We start from the raw sequence: 17,793 nt of genomic DNA on the forward strand, positions 1-17,793 counted from the left end.
TTGACAAGGGGCGCGCTTATACTGATCTGTAAGCGCGTTCTTTGACAATAGAGAGAGAAAATTATGCCAGTAAAGAGGAAAGGCAAATGGTACGGAAGAGTCTCATGGAGCGGATCAAGGAAAGAAAAACAATTCCCAACGAAGAAAGACGCGATTGCGTGGGAAGTAGCCATGAGGAGCAAGATATCTTCACCACAAGAAGATGGCACAAGGCTTCATGTTTTACTGGACGACTATCTAGAGAGTTGCTCGAATCGTGGGCAGACGAAGAAGCACATTGATGACAAGGAGAGGGCCTATCTGTCCTTTTTGGAGTTAACCGGATCGGGCATGCAGCTTGTCACCGAGCTTAAGTACACGACAGTCCAAAGATACCTTAACCATGTCGCTCGAAAGGTATCCCCACACCGCGCCAATGTTCACCGCAAGTTCCTTGTTGCTGCTTGGAATTGGGGTATGCGTCCGTTTGGCCTTCCTAAAGAAAACCCATTCGCTGTAGAGACCTACCGAGTAGATAAAACCTCAAAGTACATTCCTCCGGTTGATGACTTTTGGCGTTTGGTTGACGCTGTTCAGGCTCATGAAGCCCGTTTGCTCATGACTTTCCTGTATACTGGGGGAAGAAGGACAGAAATCCTTACCCTGAAGTGGGCAGACGTGGATTTCAAAAAAAAGGTGATCTGGCTGCAAACCAGAAAGAGGCGCGGGGGCGGCATGCATAGGGATGCCCTTCCGATGATTTCAGACCTTGTGGAAGTCCTTAAAGAGCAACGGATGGAGACAGGATTCAAAGAATTTGTTTTCATCAGCCCCAAAACAAAAAAACCATACAGCCCATTAACAAAGGTAATGAATAAGTGGTGCGAAAAAGCCGGAATCACTCCATTTAACTTTCACGCCATACGCCACTTGTCAGCATCCATACTCGCTGATAAAGGGTACTCATTACCAAATATTCAGAAGCTCTTGAGGCATCAGGCAGTGACCACAACAGCCAGATATTTGCACTCGCTGGGGCTGACTGATTTGGACTTGGAAGGGGCTTTTGACAGGCCCGTCAAAAAACAGGAGGTGAACAAAAAGGTGAGTAAAAACGAAAAAAGGGGTTTAGGCTAGCCCAAAATTTGAGCTTTTCTCTGCCATAAACCCCTGTATTTACTGTGGTAGGCCACGAAGGACTTGAACCTTCAACCAACGGATTAAGAGTCCGCTGCTCTACCAATTGAGCCAGTGACCCGTGTCGTGAGAAAAGGGTTTAGATATATTCACTGCAGATGTCAACAAGTTTTTAATTTTTTTTTAAAAAAAGGCAACTAAATGCGTTTTAAGCTAATTTATTTGATTTTATTAAGTTTCATTTCAACCTTTACACTTATCTGTCCGCAAACGGCTCTTAGTGCCCAAAACCGGAATCCGAACCTTGATACAAAATGGAAACTATACAGCCTCGACAAAACTAGTCAGGAACAAACAGGGTTAAAAACCAACATTCTGGCCGGACTGATTCTTGAGCCTAAAAACGGCTGGTATACATACTCCCACAATCCGGGCAAACTTGGTCAGCCGACTACACTTACAGCAACCCTGACTCCGGACAACACGATACTTCCAGTCATTTACCTGCCGGGCAAACTCAAAGATGATCCCTTCAACAAAGGCCAGAAAGTTTCCATTTACTCGGAGCCGACTCCTATTCTGGTTCCGGTGCCGCCTTCTTTGGAATCATTCACCCTCAAAACAAAACTGTCTTTACTCATGTGTTCTGACACAGCCTGCCAGCCATTTAAAACGGATCTGGATTTCTTCGGCATGGCTGTTTCCCCGAAAAATCTTCCGCAGGCCAGCCTGCAACCTTGGTGGCCAAAATTTGTAAAAACGCGAAACGGTGCAAAAACCATCAAGATTTCTCTGAAAAACATCGCCTCCAAGGACGAAGCCAAGGCTGCGGATAAAACCGCAAAATCCCAACCGCAAAATAATGCTTCCCCTGAACAGGAACTGGAAACCGGCAGGGTAAATTCCGTATTTTCATTCAGCTCCCTTACCCCCCGTTCTTTCACTCCGGGACTTGAAGTAACGGACCTGACCACTGCGATTCTGTTCGGATTACTGGCCGGATTCCTGCTTAACTTCATGCCCTGTGTGCTCCCTGTTATCAGTCTGAAACTATCCACCCTCCTGGCCGGGGCCGGACACGAAAACGAGGAAGAGCAGAAACGCGGCTTCCGGGAACATAATATTTTCTTTGCACTGGGCATCCTCCTCTACTTCGGTATTCTCAGCGGAATTCTAGGCATGACCGGGATGGCCTGGGGGCAGATTTTCCAAAAACCTCCGGTTGTAATCGGGCTGACCGGGATTGTCTTTGCGCTCAGCCTGAGCCTGTTCGGGCTTTTTAACCTGCCCATTGTGGACCTCAAACTCGGCTCCGAAAACAGCGGACCGCGCAGGCAGGCCCTGTTTACCGGGGTACTTGCCACCCTGCTGGCCACCCCGTGCAGCGGACCGTTTCTTGGCGGAGTACTGGGCTGGGCCATGGTCCAACCTCATTATATAATCAGCTCGGTCTTCCTCAGCGTGGGGGCGGGTATGGCTTTGCCTTACATACTGATGGCTGTTTTCCCGGGTTTGGCAACAAAATTTCCCAAACCGGGGGCATGGACCATCTGGATCGAACGGGCAGCAGGATTCTTCCTTGCCGGAACATGTATTTACCTGTTCAGCATTCTGCCCGAGGATATGTACATCCCGACCATGATCTTCCTCTGGTTTACCGCAGTGGGAGCATGGATGTGGGGGATTTCAGCCGGTGCGGACAAAAAAGCCGTCATGCACCTGCTTAGAGTAAGTGCACTGGCGATCTGCATCTCAGCCGGCATCTGGGCCGCAACCCCACAGGAACGGGCAGCACACTGGATCGGTTTTGAGCAGGAGGATTTCACTGCCCGCCTTGGCCGCGAAGCAATGCTGGTGGAATTCACTGCTGACTGGTGCCCTTCCTGCAAAGTTCTTGAACAGACCGTGCTGACTCCGGTCAACCTGAACCGCTGGCAGGAGACATACGGTCTCACCTTTATCAAAGTCGACCTAACCGCACCGGACAAGACTGCGGATGAATTCCTGCGTGCTTTGGGCAGCCGATCCATCCCACTGGCAGCTATTTTTAAACCGGGACAAACCGCATCTTCCCCAACCGTCATCCGCGATATCTACACCACCGGACAGATGGAAGAGGCTTTGAAACAGACTTTGAAATAAAATACCGACACCCTTTACGACTGTGCCGCAGTCAGTTATCACGTGGCTCAACAGCAACTTTAAAAAATCATATAGAAAGGAAGCGCATGCTCAATTTTCAAATATTCATCCCGACCCGTATTGTTTTCGGTCCCGGAAAAATTCAAGAGCTGGGAACCCTGCCCCTGCCCAAAGGCACTAAAGCCATGATCGTGATCGGAGAATCAGGGGCCATGATCAAAAACGGCTATCTTGATAAAATACAGGCAGCTCTTGCCAAGCAGGATGTTTCAACTGTTGTTTTCGATAAAATCTCCCCTAACCCTCAATCAGATCAGGTTGACGAGGCAGCAAAAATAGCCCGCGACAAGGGTATTGATTTCATAGTCGCCCTTGGAGGAGGTTCCACTATCGATGCTTCCAAAGCCATTGCCCTTTTGACAACCAACATCGGTAAGTGCTGGGATTACATGCAGTCCGGCTCCGGTGGCGGAGTCAATCCCGAAAATCCAGCGGCCCCCCTCATCGCCATTCCAACCACAGCAGGAACCGGCACAGAAGCGGACCAGTGGGCGGTAATCAATAAATCTGGCGGCATTGAAAAGATCAGCCTCGGCAATGATTCCACTTTTCCGGCGATTTCAATCGTTGATCCCGAACTCATGGTCAGCGTTCCCCCGCGCATGACAGCTTACACAGGTATCGATACCTTTTTCCATGCGGTTGAAACTTTCCTTTCCACCGCGCATCAGCCCATGAGCGACATGCTGGCCCTCGAAGCTGTACACTTGAGCAGCCATTACCTGCCCATGGCGATTGCCGAAGGCGATAATATTGAAGCCCGCACGGTCATGGCTTGGTCCAGCACAGCTGCAGGTATGTGCGAAACACTTTCCCGCTGCATTTCTCAGCACTCACTGGAACATGCACTGAGCGCGAAATACCCGGAACTTCCGCACGGACTCGGCCTTGCCAAACTTTCCATCCCATATTTCAAACGCCTGATCCCGGAAAGCCCGGAACGCTTTGAAGATCTCGCCATGGCTATGGGATACGACACCCAGCAGTTTGACGAAAACATGCGCTCCACCGTTTTCCTCGAAGGCTTGCGTTCCCTGCTTGAGAGAGCCGGATTCAATGAGGAGTCACTTAAAGATTACGGTGCAAAAGAAGATGATGTTGCAGAACTGGTAGATATCGCGCAGCAGACCATGGGCAAACTTTTCGACTTCACCCCTGCAGATATGAGCCGTGAAGATCTGGAATGCATCATGTCCGAGGCTATAGCCGGTTAATGACCATAGCGGCATCGGATTTGTGATATCCTTAAGGCTCGAAGCGGAAAGCTTCTGTCCTTACCCTAACGGTTACTGAGCCTAAGGGAGCAACGCTGCCGCATTTGATTATTCAGGGGGACTCACGGTGTGGGTTCCCCTAATTTAAAAAAAACTGTTAATTGACATTGCCGTATGGTCTTTTATAAGTATAACCACAGACAATTAAAGAATTTTGGCAAGCTTCAAAGTGTAGGTAGATGGGGATCGGAGGAATATACCGCACAATGACTAAAAAGCAGAAAAGAATTGTTCAATGCCCGTTTTGCGACAGCAACCGCCTGTACTTCAGGCGGGGACTGGTTTCTGACGTACTTATTTCCCTGCTTATCCCGGTCAGGTCCTACTCCTGCGGCTCATGCAGCCGCAGCTTTCGTCGTTTCGGCAACTATTTTACCAGCAAGCAGGCCCTGATCCATATATTCGGCGCACTGGCAATCCTGGCTGTAATAAATCCGCAACTACTGCTCCCGGAAAGCTGGCTGCTCCAAGAAGAACAAGCGGAAACATCACCGGTTGCAGAACCAAATATCGAAATTATTGAAAGCGAACCCGCAAATGAACTTCCTCTGCTGAGCATGGCCATTGTCAATGCTACTAACAGCTCTTTTGATATCAGCAATGGAACAGTTGTCATCGCACCCACAAATGGGACTAACGACGCCACACAGAATAATGCGACACAGGCCAATGCCACGGCAAAAACTATTCTTTCTTTCAATGGTACAGATGTAGGGAACTCCACAGCCCCCGCGAAGAAAGATGAAGAAGTTAAAAATACGGAAGAAGAAAAACACAGCCTGCAGGCAGGTAAACTGAAATCCATCTACTTCAAAGAAGTTGACGGCCAGACCAGAATAAGCCTTGATCTCGGCGGTGCTCCTCTTTCCTACACATCTTTCTTCCTGAAAGATCCGAACCGCCTTGTCGTCGATATTCAAGGCAAATGGGACTACTTCGGACCGACTGTACTCAAGCCGGAAAACCCGATTTTTTCAAAATTCAGAATTGGTATCTACGATGAAAAAATACGAATGGTCATGGATCTCAAAGGACAGACCCCGGCACCAGTCATCAGCAAGACAGAAAACGGCCTTGATATTAATGTGAAATAATTTTTTTTGGCAGGCTTAAGACGAAAAAATCCCCCGGAACTCAACCGTTCCGGGGGATTTTGCATTCATAGTTATTCAATGCAGATTATATCGAAATCATTTCCAGTGATGCTCTCTGCTCCGTAAGCTTTAACTTCGAAAGTATTTTCCACCCCGACCATGCCCACTCCGGGAATACCCTGCTTCGGCTCAAGGGCAAAGACCATACCTTCCTCAATGGGCAGGTCAAATCCTTTGGCAATGGGCGGAAAACCGTCCACTGTCAAACCGATACCATGACCGATGAAAGGAACTTTGCATTCACCGATCCCCATAAAACCTTCCATATATCCCTGCTTCTCAGCCTCAGCCATGACTTTGGCATATACATCACTGACCAGAGTTCCGGGCTTGAGATTCTCTGCAGCGAGGGCCTGCATATCCTGACAGAAAAGCTGGGCATCCAGAACCTCTTTGGGTATAGAACTTTTCGCACCGGACCAGTAAAGCTGTGTTTTATCAGTATGATACCCCTCCATGACGAATCCGCAATCAACAGATAGAGGAGCACCTGCATCCCAGAATTTATCACCGCTACCCATATAAGGGGATACTGGATGCACTCCTCGCAAACCCAACGGACCGTTAAAAGAACTGGGGTAAACGCCTGAATCTCCGGCAGAAACATGGCCGAGAAAAATCTCCTCGCCAAAACTCTGCATGCGCATGTGACCTTCATGCCCAAGCTCAAAAAACACATTCCAGAGATATTTGGCCATCTCCAACTCGCTCATGCCGATCTCAAGCAGCTCCGGAAGGACCTCCGCCAAAGCGGTGTTATGCAGATGACCGACTTCGCGCATGATTTCCAACTCCCATTCAGACTTCACAGCGCGGGAAAGAGCCAGCACTTTATCACCGGGAACAAATTTAAACTCAGGCATACGCGAAGTAAGCATTTCTCCAAGCTGCCAGGTCAGCCCTGCAGTTTCAGCTCCCATCACCTCGGTCAGGGGTTGCCCTGATTCCCGGGCAAGAGGAGCAAGTTCTTTAAATGATTTGAAGCGGACTATATTTTTAATGGTACTTTCGATTCTGGCCCGGTCAAAAGACTTGCGGACAAAAAGAACAGGCTCACCTTCCAGCGGCAGCCACACAGCACCGTTGACAAAGGAACCGGAGAGATAATAAATCTGCAAGCGCGAAAAGCAGAGCATGCCCCCAGCCTGCGGAGCCACTTCAGGAAGAAAACGGCGGCACTTTGCCCAGCGGGATTCAAGTTCACTGCGAGGTACAACTACATTTGGTTCAAGATCAGACATGGGAAATACTCCTTGGATGTATCAATTCCATATAAAAAGGATTCTTGGGAAAGAAAACCCTGTACTCGGGTAAAAGAGAGCTTTGCAAGTAGCCGGGCTTTACTGTAGCATGCGAAAATAAATTGCCTGGAGAGATCAAAAAATGCTTATAGTTGACAAAAAAAAATTAGCCGCACTTCTTGACGAGGTCAAGGTTATAGCCGTAATTGGCGCGGTGGATAAACCCGGACGCCCAGTGGACCGAGTCTGCCGTTACATGATTGATGCGGGATACCAGATTATACCTGTACACCCTAAAAGACAGGATGTATGGGGGCTTAAGACTTATAAATCTGTCACTGACATTCCCGTTCCGGTTGATCTGGTAAACCTGTTCAGGGCTTCCGAGTTCTGTGCGGGCCATGCCCGCGAAGTACTTGAACTTGAAAACATGCCCAGATGCTTCTGGATGCAGGAAGGTATTTTCAGCCCGGAAGCACGGGAGCTGCTCTCGGGTAATAACATCACCGTAATCGAAGACCGTTGCATAATGGTCGACCATATAAATTTAGCAGGCAAGAAATAATGAGTAAGGCTTTCGAATGCCGGATGTGCGGCCATTGCTGTCAGGGAGAAGGCGGCATCATCATGACAGCCAAGGACCGTACCCGTCTCGCCGGGCACCTCGGCATCTCCGAACAGGACTTGATTGAAAAACACAGCGAAACCGTGAACGGTAAGATACGCCTCCAATCCCGCGAGGACGGGTACTGTGTTTTTTATAATGAAGGCTGCGGAGTTCACCCCGGCCGACCGGATATCTGCCGCGCATGGCCATTCTTCCGGGGGAACCTTATCGACGAGATGAGTTGGGAGATGATTCAGGAATACTGTCCCGGCGTAAACAAGGAAGCCGGACACGCCGGATTTGTTAAAGAAGGCAAGCAATACATTCGCGACGAAGGCTTACGCCAGCACGACCCTGATGTTGCCCCCAACGCACTGATTACTGACGAAGATTAGTTTCTGCTATGAACACAAGACAGGCACAGAGCATTTTAAAAGTCGGACCAAACGCCAGCGAGGAGGACATCAAACGTTCTTTTCGCAAGCTGGCTTTCAGCATGCATCCTGATTTGAATCCCAGCCCTGATGCCGCCCAAAAATTCCGCGAGCTTAATGAGGCCTACGTCTTCCTCAAGAACGTGGCAGGCAACACCGGAGCCGCAAAATCTTCTGCGGAAAAGCGTTCATACACCCGGACAAAATCAGATTTCAAGTCACACTCGGACCGCAAGACCGCTCGCGAAGGTGCCAGCGCCTACCGGGCCCAGCAGTCCAGAGCCAAAACCGAAACGCGCAGCAACAATACTTCAAATGCCCAGCAGAGCCGTTACTTTTTCCAGAAGGAAGAGGACGTGCTCAAAGATATTTTGAATGACCCCTTTGCCCGGCAGGTTTTTGAAGATATCTACAGCCAGATCAGCAAAGACAAACCTTTTCAGAAACCTTCAGCCCCGATCAAAGAACGCAAACTGAATCTCAACTGGGGAGACAAAACCGCATCTGTAGATGTTTCCTCCGGTTTTGGGTCAGGGGTTAAAGCATGGTTTCAAGGGCAACTTGATTTTGAACAGACAGTTTCTTTTCCGGCCTCAGCCCTGCATCCGGGCCGGACAGTACGCATCACCCTTCAGCAGGGGATTCGCAAAAAGAGCAAAACCCTTGAAATCACCCTGCCCCGCGATTTCGTCATCGGGCGCCCTATCCGCCTCAAAGGTCAGGGTCGCAAACTCGGTCCCTTCAAAGGGGACCTGTACCTGCGCATACTGGCAAAATAATTTTTCGCCCGACATATTTTCTTTTGATGAAAAATAATTCCACGGGCTACATTTTTTCTTGTTTTCCTTCGATTTTTTGACTAGCTCCTATATATAGAACAGAACCGTTATATACTGCCTCCTCAAGGCAGCCGTTCTTTCGGATTCATTTCTGCATCCGGAATATATACCCTCATTAAAGTTACAGACTTCTGCGGTTCAATAAGTATTTAACAAACACAAGGGGGCCCCTCTCATGCTGGCGATTCTTGACTACAAGGCCGGAAACCAGACCAGTGTGCAGCGCGCACTGAATAAACTCGGCATTCCGAATCAGATCACTGCCGACAAGGAAATTCTGTCCAACGCAACAGGCATCATCTTTCCCGGTGTCGGAGCTGCCGGGCAGGCCATGGATGAACTCACATCCGGTGGACTGGATGAACTTCTGAAAGATCTCGTGCAGCAGAAAAAACCGCTGCTCGGAATCTGTGTCGGCTGTCAGATTCTTCTGGATTACAGCGAAGAAAACGACACTCAGGCTCTTTCCGTAATCCCCGGAGAATGCCGTCTCTTCAACCCTTCATGGGAAGACTACGAAGGCATACCCATCCGTGTTCCCCACATGGGCTGGAACCAGATTGAACTCAAGCAGGACTGCATCCTTTTCAAGGACGTTGACCCTGAAGCACATTTTTATTTCGTACACAGTTACTATCCGGCTCCCGAAGAAAAATACATCATCGGTGAAACCATCTATGGGCGCCCCTTCTGCTCCCTGCATGGACGCGAAGGACTGTGGGCCGTTCAGTTCCACCCCGAAAAGAGCGGACGCCCCGGCCTGAAGCTGCTTTCCAATTTCTATGAATACTGCAAGGAGGTTTCCGATGCTTAGTAAAAGAGTCATCCCTTGCCTTGATGTAAGGAACGGAGTCCTCACCAAGGGCATCAAATTCAAAGGCAATGTCGATATCGGCGATCCCGTGGAAACCGCTCGCCTCTACTACGAACAGGGTGCAGACGAAATCGTCTTCTACGACATAACAGCATCATCCGAAGGTCGCGGAATCTTCCTCGACGTAGTAGAACGTGTTGCTTCGGAAATATTCATTCCCTTCTCGGTGGGCGGCGGCATCAACTCCGTAAAGGATATGCGTGACGTACTCCTTGCCGGAGCTGAAAAGGTTTCCGTGAACTCCGGTGCGGTTAAGAATCCGGACATCATCAGCGAAGGAGCCGCTGCATTCGGTTCCCAGTGTGTGGTCCTCGGCATGGATGTTAAACGCGTTGAAAAATCCGAAAAAATTCCTTCCGGTTTCGAGATCGTCATCAACGGCGGCCGCAAATACATGGGCATTGATGCTCTGGAATGGGCCAAAACCGGGGAATCACTCGGAGCAGGCGAAATCTGCCTCAACTCCATTGACGCTGACGGCGTAAAAACCGGGTATGACCTCGAACTTACCCGCCTTGTGGCCGAAAGCGTACAGATTCCCGTTATCGCATCCGGCGGTGCAGGCAATCCGCAGCACATGGTCGATGCCGTAACCAAAGGCCGTGCCACTGCAGCGCTCATCGCCTCCATCGTTCACTACGGAGATTACACCATCCCGCAGCTGAAAGATTACATGGCTTCCAAGGGTGTGCGTGTCCGCAACAGCTGGTAAAGGCATGCCTCCGGCGGCTCTCCGAGGGCCAAAGAAACTTTTTGAAAAAAGTTTCTCTGAACTCTTCAAAAACTTTTAATTGATTGGGCAGTTGCCAGCTTGGCTGATCGTGCTATTAAAAACTTTAAAGGCGAGGTTGATTTCTCAACTTCGCCTTTTCTTATTTGTTCAGCAACTCTTCTACCAGTTGTAGATACGGCTCAATTCCGCACGGCACATCATCCGGCCATTGGAATGGTTCGCAACTGTCTTTCATAGCGGTCGCGCTGATCATCCCGGCCAGCTTCATGTAATCAGAGGGATCATCAATAATCTGCTCGTCAGGCAGGAAGTAACTGCTTCCATTGTCGCGGGAACTGATTACCGGACACCCGCAGGCCAGAGCCTCAAGCACCGAGTTGGAGCAGGCATCATAAAACGAAGGAAGCACGAAAACATCTGAACGCCCATAAAGTGTAGGCATGTCCTCCACCTTACCGAGAAACCGCACCCGGTCTGCTATCCCAAATTCTTCCGCTAGTTTTATGTACTTGGAGGGATTACGCCCTCCTGCAACCTGCAGATGATAATTTGCGGGAAGTTCGGCAAGAGACTTAATGAGGAATGAGACACCCTTGAGTGCGAAATTAGTAGTTGCAGTAGAAATAAGAATATCATTATCAGACAGGGAAAATTCTGTACGTGCTAAATTTCTTTCTTCCTGATTAAGCGGGCTGAACAAGGACAGATCCGGCTTGTTATAAAACACATCAATTTTGCGTCCGCTAAGTGAGGGATGGGAATCAATCATCCAATCGCGCACCCGGTGGGACACGCAAACCATGCGGCAATCTGATGCCGCCTGTTTACGCTCAATGTATTTAATAAGCAGGTTGACCGGAGCTGTACGACGGCGAAACATTTTAAAAGACCGGGCAAAGCCGGCAGGCCATGCCCGCTGTGAAAGCGCCCAGAATGATTCCAGCGGCCCGCCACCGATGCGCAGAACATCCTGATTAAGTGACTTGCCGAGACTTATGGTCAGATCATAATTCCCATTTCTGCGGGTTCTTTCAGCAGCCAGAACAAACCAAAACAGTTTACCGGCCCGGCACAAACCATACCGCCCTACATCTATTATACTCACACCCTGCGGAGGAGCATCCTCGGCACGGGCGCAAATAAAATCAACGGCATATCCGGCATCAACAAGAGCCGCACTTAAGTTGTACCCAAAACGTTCCACCCCTCCGTAACGGCTGAAACGGGGCAGGATCAAAGCTATTCTTTTCATGTTCATCTATATTTAAAATATCTGGTTACTCACAAAAGCGTCAGACTGTTGAGAAAGTGCCAGATGCTAGGCGCAAGAAAAATACTGGAAAAATGCGTATTAAGCATATGTGAATTTCAGTATTTTTCGCAGCACGGACGCAGATGGTGCTTTATCAGCAGTCTGATCCCTTGCGGGCTTTTATTTATATTGATACTCGCAGACCATGATCCGGCGGCATTAATGCTGCCTGAAAAAATTTACGAGCTTAAGATTATCGCAACGGACGGGGATGTTATTCGGAAACAACCGTCTTGCCAAGGAAAACGCCCACACAGGAGAAATAAGTGCCGTTTTATACCCAACCGCTGGATATGCAGGTGTTCATTCTGGTTAACCAGATATTCCGCAAACACTGGCTGGACATTGCCATGCCCATGCTTTCCTCTGCTGCTCTGCTCTGGACGATTATCACACTAGTCACGGTTTTCGGGGTTTGGAAAAAAGGAGCCAGATTTCTGGTCATAATTCTGCTTATATCCGCCACAATGGGGCTTGCCGATTTTTCCACTAACCTGATCAAAAAATCCATCGGCAGAGTCCGCCCGCTGAACTCAATCGCCCAGACATATTTCAAAGACGACGGCAAATGGCAACGCAGGCCGCTTGATTACCAACAGACAAAAGAACGCGGCAATTCATACCCTTCAGCCCACGCGGCAAACTCCATGGCATTAGCGGTCATGCTTATGTTCTTCTTCCGCCGACTGCGCCCGTGGATGCTCCTTCTACCTATAGGTGTAGGATACTCACGGCTTTATCTCGGTAAACATTTTCCCACCGATGTCATGGCAGGATGGGCATTAGGGGGCTGTATAGCAATTTCAGTATGGCTGCTCTGGAGCTACTGGCTGAAATTTAAGTTGCCGGAAAAGTACAGGCCGTAACACAATGACGCTGATTAAAAGATTTAAGGCCCCCGGCTGGGCTGCCGAAGACGAAATAAATTCATGAAAGAAGCGAAGCGCATCTTAACAAAATAAAAAATCGACTTGATCCTGATGGTTCAAGTCGATTTTTTATAGGAAGGATGGAGGTAGTAAAAAATAACCGGGCTGGCCAAAAAAGTTGTTACCCACAAGACAATTTACAATAAATTTTCAGCCAGCACCGGTGAGAAATTTTTTGTCCGGGATTCCCGGGGATGCGTGGAATCCCGGACACATAGTAAGGAAGGAATTTTCAACTAGATTCCCGGAACCGGGAACCTTGAGCAGAAAGATTCTATTTCTGACCGGGTGGTATCGGCCAGATTTTTATCTTCAGGATTTTGGAGAATGGTGGTGATCCAGCCCGCCAGTTTAACCATATCGGCCTCCTTCATACCTCGGGAGGTAGCTGCGGGAGTACCTATCCTGATGCCACTGGGCTTCAAGGGTGGATTGGGATCATCGGGGATGATCTGCTTATTGGTGGTGATCGCTACCTCGTCGAGAAGCTCCTCGGCAACTTTGCCATTTATGCCGTAGCTCTTCTCAGTATCAAGGACCATCATATGATTGTCAGTTCCTCCGGTTACAAGGGAGGCACCGGACTTAATCAGCTCATCCGCCAATGTTTTCGCATTAAGCAGCACCTGTTTGCCGTATTCCTTGAATTCAGGCTCCAGCGCTTTCTTAAGAGTTACCGCAATACCGGCAATAGTATTCATATGCGGTCCACCCTGCAGGCCGGGGAAAACTGCCTTGTCGATCCTAGTGGCAAATTCTTTTTTACAAAAAATCATTCCGCCACGGGGACCGCGCAGGGATTTATGTGAAGTGGAAGTGACGACATCAAAGCCGAAATCAAAGGGGTTGCGGATTACATCGGCTGCAATCAGTCCGCCGTAATGGGAGGCATCAGTCATAGTGATGGCCCCTACTTCATCAGCAATTTTCTTGAACGCAGAGTAATCCAGATCGCGGGGGTAGGAGGTGTAACCGCAAAGGATCATTTTCGGTTTGTGCTCAAGGGCGGTTTTACGCAGCTCATCAAAATCAATCGCGCCGTCAACCGGATTGGTTTTGTAGCGAATGAAGTTAAAAAGCTTACCCATGAAGGAAACCGGAGCACCGTGAGTAAGATGCCCGCCATGAGAGAGATCCATGGCCAGAATAGTGTCGCCTGGTTCAAGAAGGCCGAGGTATACAGCCTGGTTCATGGGAGAACCGGATAGAGGCTGCACATTGGCATGTTCACAACGGAAGACCTTTTTCGCCCGCTCACGGGCAATGTCTTCTATGGTGTCGGTAAATTCCTGACCGCCGTAGTAGCGTCTGCCGGGATAACCTTCGGAGTATTTGTTTGTGAAAACACTGCCGAGGGTGCAGAGCACTTCGGGATAGGTGTAATTTTCAGAAGGGATCAGTTCAATACCAGCTCTCTGGCGAGATTCTTCGCCGGAAAGAGCACTGAAAATTTCGGGGTCGTTTGATTGGAGAAGATTTCGATATTCCTGCATGGGCACTCCTTTAGATCAGCCTCATGGAGAGGCAAGGAAGCACGTCTTGAAAAAGACGAGGCCCAGGCGAGCGGCAGGTAACAAAAACTCCGTGTTTCCCTGTGGTTAATTCCACATTACATCGCCAGTTGCACGGAATGTATATTCAAAAAGCTGATCTACGATTAGCAACAGATTCAGCCGTTGTAAACAAGTTTTTACAAATAAACTCAAACTTCAGGTTCACCAAGCTTGTAGCGGATACGCAAAACACCATCTTCAAAGCTATGTGAAATCATCTTGAAGTCACCTATTTCATTAGTGTTTTCCACATGCTCACCGATACAGGGGCAGGCATCGAAATCACCTATATTAACAACCCGAACCTCGGTTACACCTTCAGGAAGACGGGTCAAATTAAAGCGGTCATCCGCCTCTCGAAGACTGATCATCTGTTCAGTAACCACCAGATTAGATGAAATAATATCGTTAACGCCCTGCTCGATTTCGCCAGCTTCCGCGTCAGTCAAACCGCGCTCGAATTTATAATCGCACTTGGATTTCTTCTTGTTGATATGCGCGCTGAAACAACGGTCACAACTAAATTTACGAACCATCACCTGATTTAAGATATGCTCTGCAGAATGCATGCGGGGCTGGTAATGTTTTGCCATGTCTATGTGTTCCTCATTTGCTTAACAAATTGATTATGCGACAACCTATTTCAATTGAACCTAAATAACAAGTTTAGCCTGAAACAGCCGAACTCCACCCCAGCGCAGCTTCTTCAAGCAACCGCATGAATTCTTTCATGGCCGGAGAAATCCACTTATCCTTGTGATGGACAATCTGGATCAGGATAGGATTAAGGGATTTCCATGGTATAGCCTTGAGTCTGCCATTGGATAGTTCCTTACGGACTACTATCCCCGGCAGGAAAGAAACCCCTATATTACAGAGCAGGTATTGCTTGATGACCTCCACGCTGGCGGTCTCGATTATATTGTCAGCCTTGATATCTTTATCAGCCAGCAACTGTTGGAAAATCTGCCGGTAACTGCACCCGGCTTCCGTATAAAGCACCGCATGGGAAGGGGAATAGATTAACTCGTCAGCAGGATATTCACGCGGGAGGACTACACACATGGGTTCATCAAATAGCGGTTTGCAGATCAACTCATCCTCATCCACCATACGGTCCAACAACACTGCCATATCAAGGCTTCCGTCACGTAGCAGGCCGCGCATATCAGGACAGGTGGAATTATGCATGATCAGCTCTACCTTTGGATACAAAGATTTATATTTCTGCAGCACCGGAGATAACCGGTAAAGCATGGTTGATTCCGGAGCACCAATACGCAACTGGCCTGCAGGTTCCCCCACTTCATTTTTCAATCCACAGAGATCATCATACCCGGCCAGCAAGGGTAAAACCCTGTGGTAAAGACGTTCCCCAAACGAGTTAAGGACCACACGCTTACCAAGACGGTCAAAAACGGGCTGCCCATAAAAATCCTCAATCACGCGCACATGAGATGTGATTGACGACTGAGCGTAATTGAGCAGTTGCGCAGCCTTCATAAAGCTGCCTTGTTCAACAATTTCCTTGAATGATAATAAATGCCGAATCTCCATGCAATCCTCCTGACTCCATCCTTATCTGTTTTAGTGAACATTTCAATCTGAATATTCAGTTTTTCAGATAACAAAAACATTGCTAAGCTCCGTCCATCAAATTCAGGAAGGTATAAGATGAAAAACAAGCAAATGGGTCCAATTCAACTAGGAGGACTACTGGCCGGAGCCGTTCTAGGTTCCGGCGTGATTCTGCTTCCGCCTATGGCAGAAGCAAAACTTGGAGATTGGACAGTGACTGCCTGGCTGATAATCATGGCACTGGGAGCTGTATTTGCATCGCTCTTCGCACGACTGGCAGTTGCCTATCCCGGATCGGAAGGAGTTCCCATTGCCATACATAAAGCATTCGGCGAGAAGGCCGCGCAACTGGCCTCCAACTATATCATCTGTGCCGTCTGCGTTGGCCCTGTACCAGTCATGATGACCGCAGCAGAGTCCATCGCACACACATTCAACCTGTCCGCTGCCCAGATTTCTAGCACTGCCGCATTCATGGTACTCATATGCGCTTCTATTTTGTTACGCAGGGTGACCTTTGTCAGCACCATCTCGCTCATTGCCAGCATTGCCATCGGTTTGATCATGATCAGCGGTAGCCTCACGACAATAAATTTAAACCCTGTAAGCCCGACACCTGTAAACACACCTGATTTTCCGACTCTCGGCTCCAGCCTGCTGCTGCTATTCTGGGCCATAATCGGCTGGGAAATCATCGGCAATTACTCTATGGAGGTGCGCAACCCCAAACGGACAATTCCATTGGCAACCATTATTGGCGTCAGCACAGTCAGCACAGTATATCTGCTGACAGGCTGGGCCATGCATTCAATTGATAAAAGCAAGCATGACTCCTTAAACATTGCCCAAATTGTAACACCCTTACTTGGCGGCTATGCGAACTTAACGATCATGCTGATTACCTGCATATTGTGTATATGCACCTACCTGATGATCATCGGCGGGATTTCCCGGCTTATCGCAACACTCGCAGACAAAGGTAAGCTGCCATCCATTCTGGCGAAAACCAATGCTAACAATGCTCCGTCATCAGCAATCATGCTCCTATGCTTCATCCATATGGTAAACCTGCTTCTGCTCCATAATGGAGTGGTCTCCCTAGAAGAGTTGGTCGCGTTTGCCAATGTATTCTTTCTCGCCAATTCATTAATCGCCGTGGGAGCAGCCCTGAAAATATTCAAATCACCAGCAGTACGCCTCTCCTGCTTAGTCCTTAGCTTCGGTTTTTGTACCCTGCTGGCATTTTCATCCTCCTGTTCGTTGCTGGTACTTGCCACAGTAAGTATACTCACTTTAATCCGCAGAAGAATCCCGCCATTTGCTTTCGCTAAAAAATAAGAAAAGCCGGAACCGTAATCCCATAAGGATCAAGGTTCCGGCTTTACTGTCTACCTTCTGTAGTTCTTAAATGAATATGCGCTTCACAAATCCAACAACTCCCAGACCGCCGAGCAGAATGAATGCTGCACCGGGTATGGGAATTGGAACTACATTTGAAGCTTCGTCCGCCTTTAAATTGGTTACCGCAATCTGGGGGGCGCTCCAGTTTGTATTAAACGCTGACTCATAAGTCAGGTTAACAGTTGACCCCACAGTCAGGTCACTGAAATCAGAACTCAAATTTAGAATTTCCAGATAAGACTGATTTTTCCCATTGCCCTTGGTATAAGGACCAGTCTGATCAGCATCAATTTCAACTAGATAACTTCCGGTATTACCAACGGAAATTCCAGAAATACTTGCCAAACCGCCACCATCATTAATCGCCCCGGCAGAACCTTCGAGAGTGTAGTAATAAGAAGCAAAAGCCTGTGCCGGAACAACCAATAGGACCAGCAAGGCCAGAACGCTGAATATTTTTTTCATGGGATAACCTCCACCGACTTACCCTGGATGAGAAATAACCAGAACACACAACTCAGTCAAGAAACCCACGACAGGCCGACA

17 protein-coding genes, 1 tRNA gene and 1 riboswitch are annotated in these 17,793 nt (G+C 48.6%); of the genes, 11 read left to right on the forward strand and 7 right to left on the reverse strand.

What is annotated here, in order from left to right; genetic code table 11:
- Positions 1-63: 63 nt before the first annotated feature.
- Entirely contained in the window at positions 64-1,116 is a 1,053-nt protein-coding gene (locus ACKU41_RS05540) for a site-specific integrase (RefSeq protein ID WP_321404563.1), read from the forward strand.
- Positions 1,117-1,161: 45 nt separating this feature from the next.
- Here the strand turns inward: ACKU41_RS05540 and ACKU41_RS05545 are convergent.
- Positions 1,162-1,237: transfer RNA gene (locus tag ACKU41_RS05545), tRNA-Lys, on the reverse strand.
- Positions 1,238-1,317: 80 nt separating this feature from the next.
- On the opposite strand from ACKU41_RS05545, the gene ACKU41_RS05550 reads away from it, so the two are divergent.
- The 3 genes from ACKU41_RS05550 to ACKU41_RS05560 all read left to right on the forward strand — a co-directional run bounded on the left by ACKU41_RS05550 (position 1,318) and on the right by ACKU41_RS05560 (position 5,686).
- Positions 1,318-3,258, forward strand: coding sequence for a cytochrome c biogenesis protein CcdA (locus ACKU41_RS05550; protein WP_321404565.1), 1,941 nt, complete (start codon positions 1,318-1,320; stop codon positions 3,256-3,258).
- 86 nt (positions 3,259-3,344) lie between these two features.
- Positions 3,345-4,532 (forward strand): iron-containing alcohol dehydrogenase, encoded by a 1,188-nt coding sequence (locus ACKU41_RS05555; RefSeq protein ID WP_319780331.1) that lies wholly within the window; start codon positions 3,345-3,347, stop codon positions 4,530-4,532.
- A gap of 266 nt (positions 4,533-4,798) precedes the next feature.
- Positions 4,799-5,686, forward strand: coding sequence for an AMIN domain-containing protein (locus tag ACKU41_RS05560; RefSeq protein WP_321404567.1), 888 nt, complete (start codon positions 4,799-4,801; stop codon positions 5,684-5,686).
- 71 nt (positions 5,687-5,757) lie between these two features.
- Here the strand turns inward: ACKU41_RS05560 and ACKU41_RS05565 are convergent, their stop codons facing one another.
- Positions 5,758-6,987, reverse strand: a complete 1,230-nt coding sequence (locus ACKU41_RS05565; protein WP_321404568.1) for a Xaa-Pro peptidase family protein — start codon at positions 6,985-6,987, stop codon at positions 5,758-5,760.
- 142 nt (positions 6,988-7,129) lie between these two features.
- Between ACKU41_RS05565 and ACKU41_RS05570 the strand changes: the two genes are divergently transcribed.
- The 5 genes from ACKU41_RS05570 to hisF all read left to right on the forward strand — a co-directional run bounded on the left by ACKU41_RS05570 (position 7,130) and on the right by hisF (position 10,453).
- Positions 7,130-7,552: a CoA-binding protein gene (locus ACKU41_RS05570; protein ID WP_319780335.1), complete on the forward strand. Its 423-nt coding sequence runs from the start codon at positions 7,130-7,132 to the stop codon at positions 7,550-7,552.
- On the forward strand, positions 7,552-7,989 hold the full coding sequence (locus ACKU41_RS05575) for a YkgJ family cysteine cluster protein (RefSeq protein ID WP_319780336.1): 438 nt from the start codon (positions 7,552-7,554) through the stop codon (positions 7,987-7,989). Before ACKU41_RS05570 ends, ACKU41_RS05575 begins: the two co-directional genes overlap by 1 nt.
- Positions 7,990-7,997: 8 nt before the next feature.
- The gene (locus ACKU41_RS05580) at positions 7,998-8,807 is read left to right on the forward strand and encodes a DnaJ domain-containing protein (protein ID WP_319780337.1); all 810 of its coding nucleotides are present in this window, start codon (positions 7,998-8,000) and stop codon (positions 8,805-8,807) included.
- A gap of 235 nt (positions 8,808-9,042) precedes the next feature.
- Complete coding sequence (gene hisH / locus ACKU41_RS05585; protein WP_319780338.1) at positions 9,043-9,681, forward strand: imidazole glycerol phosphate synthase subunit HisH; 639 nt, start codon at positions 9,043-9,045, stop codon at positions 9,679-9,681.
- Positions 9,674-10,453, forward strand: a complete 780-nt coding sequence (hisF, locus tag ACKU41_RS05590) for an imidazole glycerol phosphate synthase subunit HisF (protein ID WP_319780339.1) — start codon at positions 9,674-9,676, stop codon at positions 10,451-10,453. Before hisH ends, hisF begins: the two co-directional genes overlap by 8 nt.
- Before the next feature lie 160 nt (positions 10,454-10,613).
- Here the strand turns inward: hisF and ACKU41_RS05595 are convergent, their stop codons facing one another.
- On the reverse strand, positions 10,614-11,726 hold the full coding sequence (locus tag ACKU41_RS05595; protein ID WP_321404570.1) for a glycosyltransferase family 4 protein: 1,113 nt from the start codon (positions 11,724-11,726) through the stop codon (positions 10,614-10,616).
- A gap of 326 nt (positions 11,727-12,052) precedes the next feature.
- On the opposite strand from ACKU41_RS05595, the gene ACKU41_RS05600 reads away from it, so the two are divergent.
- Positions 12,053-12,652: a phosphatase PAP2 family protein gene (locus ACKU41_RS05600; protein WP_321404571.1), complete on the forward strand. Its 600-nt coding sequence runs from the start codon at positions 12,053-12,055 to the stop codon at positions 12,650-12,652.
- Positions 12,653-12,951: 299 nt separating this feature from the next.
- Here the strand turns inward: ACKU41_RS05600 and glyA are convergent, their stop codons facing one another.
- From glyA to ACKU41_RS05615, 3 genes are all read right to left on the reverse strand, one after another.
- A complete protein-coding gene (gene glyA / locus ACKU41_RS05605; RefSeq protein WP_319780342.1) occupies positions 12,952-14,208 on the reverse strand; it encodes a serine hydroxymethyltransferase in 1,257 nt (418 codons plus the stop codon).
- Between the two features lie 53 nt (positions 14,209-14,261).
- Positions 14,262-14,350: riboswitch (ZMP/ZTP riboswitch) on the reverse strand.
- 67 nt (positions 14,351-14,417) lie between these two features.
- The gene (locus tag ACKU41_RS05610) at positions 14,418-14,861 is read right to left on the reverse strand and encodes a hypothetical protein (RefSeq protein ID WP_321404573.1); all 444 of its coding nucleotides are present in this window, start codon (positions 14,859-14,861) and stop codon (positions 14,418-14,420) included.
- 73 nt (positions 14,862-14,934) lie between these two features.
- Positions 14,935-15,825 (reverse strand): LysR family transcriptional regulator, encoded by an 891-nt coding sequence (locus ACKU41_RS05615; RefSeq protein WP_321404574.1) that lies wholly within the window; start codon positions 15,823-15,825, stop codon positions 14,935-14,937.
- 117 nt (positions 15,826-15,942) lie between these two features.
- On the opposite strand from ACKU41_RS05615, the gene ACKU41_RS05620 reads away from it, so the two are divergent.
- Positions 15,943-17,184 carry an amino acid permease gene (locus ACKU41_RS05620; protein ID WP_321404576.1) on the forward strand — a complete coding sequence of 414 codons (1,242 nt, stop codon included), beginning with the start codon at positions 15,943-15,945 and terminating at the stop codon, positions 17,182-17,184.
- A 66-nt stretch (positions 17,185-17,250) separates the two neighbouring features.
- On the opposite strand, the gene ACKU41_RS05625 is transcribed toward ACKU41_RS05620, so the two are convergent.
- The gene (locus tag ACKU41_RS05625) at positions 17,251-17,712 is read right to left on the reverse strand and encodes a hypothetical protein (RefSeq protein ID WP_319780346.1); all 462 of its coding nucleotides are present in this window, start codon (positions 17,710-17,712) and stop codon (positions 17,251-17,253) included.
- Positions 17,713-17,793 lie beyond the last annotated feature (81 nt).

Source organism: Maridesulfovibrio sp., from assembly GCF_963678865.1.
Classification (GTDB): Bacteria; Desulfobacterota; Desulfovibrionia; order Desulfovibrionales; family Desulfovibrionaceae; genus Maridesulfovibrio.

What these genes read in the sequence shown, in the direction of transcription:
- ACKU41_RS05560 (WP_321404567.1), top strand. Translation starts at nt 4,799, where the DNA reads ATGACTAAAAAGCAGAAAAGAATTGTTCAATGCCCGTTTTGCGACAGC.
- hisF (WP_319780339.1), top strand. Translation starts at nt 9,674, where the DNA reads ATGCTTAGTAAAAGAGTCATCCCTTGCCTTGATGTAAGGAACGGAGTC.
- ACKU41_RS05615 (WP_321404574.1), bottom strand. Translation starts at nt 15,825, where the DNA reads ATGGAGATTCGGCATTTATTATCATTCAAGGAAATTGTTGAACAAGGC.
- ACKU41_RS05580 (WP_319780337.1), top strand. Translation starts at nt 7,998, where the DNA reads ATGAACACAAGACAGGCACAGAGCATTTTAAAAGTCGGACCAAACGCC.
- ACKU41_RS05575 (WP_319780336.1), top strand. Translation starts at nt 7,552, where the DNA reads ATGAGTAAGGCTTTCGAATGCCGGATGTGCGGCCATTGCTGTCAGGGA.
- ACKU41_RS05540 (WP_321404563.1), top strand. Translation starts at nt 64, where the DNA reads ATGCCAGTAAAGAGGAAAGGCAAATGGTACGGAAGAGTCTCATGGAGC.
- glyA (WP_319780342.1), bottom strand. Translation starts at nt 14,208, where the DNA reads ATGCAGGAATATCGAAATCTTCTCCAATCAAACGACCCCGAAATTTTC.
- ACKU41_RS05595 (WP_321404570.1), bottom strand. Translation starts at nt 11,726, where the DNA reads ATGAAAAGAATAGCTTTGATCCTGCCCCGTTTCAGCCGTTACGGAGGG.
- ACKU41_RS05610 (WP_321404573.1), bottom strand. Translation starts at nt 14,861, where the DNA reads ATGGCAAAACATTACCAGCCCCGCATGCATTCTGCAGAGCATATCTTA.
- ACKU41_RS05620 (WP_321404576.1), top strand. Translation starts at nt 15,943, where the DNA reads ATGAAAAACAAGCAAATGGGTCCAATTCAACTAGGAGGACTACTGGCC.
- ACKU41_RS05550 (WP_321404565.1), top strand. Translation starts at nt 1,318, where the DNA reads ATGCGTTTTAAGCTAATTTATTTGATTTTATTAAGTTTCATTTCAACC.
- ACKU41_RS05555 (WP_319780331.1), top strand. Translation starts at nt 3,345, where the DNA reads ATGCTCAATTTTCAAATATTCATCCCGACCCGTATTGTTTTCGGTCCC.
- ACKU41_RS05625 (WP_319780346.1), bottom strand. Translation starts at nt 17,712, where the DNA reads ATGAAAAAAATATTCAGCGTTCTGGCCTTGCTGGTCCTATTGGTTGTT.
- hisH (WP_319780338.1), top strand. Translation starts at nt 9,043, where the DNA reads ATGCTGGCGATTCTTGACTACAAGGCCGGAAACCAGACCAGTGTGCAG.
- ACKU41_RS05570 (WP_319780335.1), top strand. Translation starts at nt 7,130, where the DNA reads ATGCTTATAGTTGACAAAAAAAAATTAGCCGCACTTCTTGACGAGGTC.
- ACKU41_RS05565 (WP_321404568.1), bottom strand. Translation starts at nt 6,987, where the DNA reads ATGTCTGATCTTGAACCAAATGTAGTTGTACCTCGCAGTGAACTTGAA.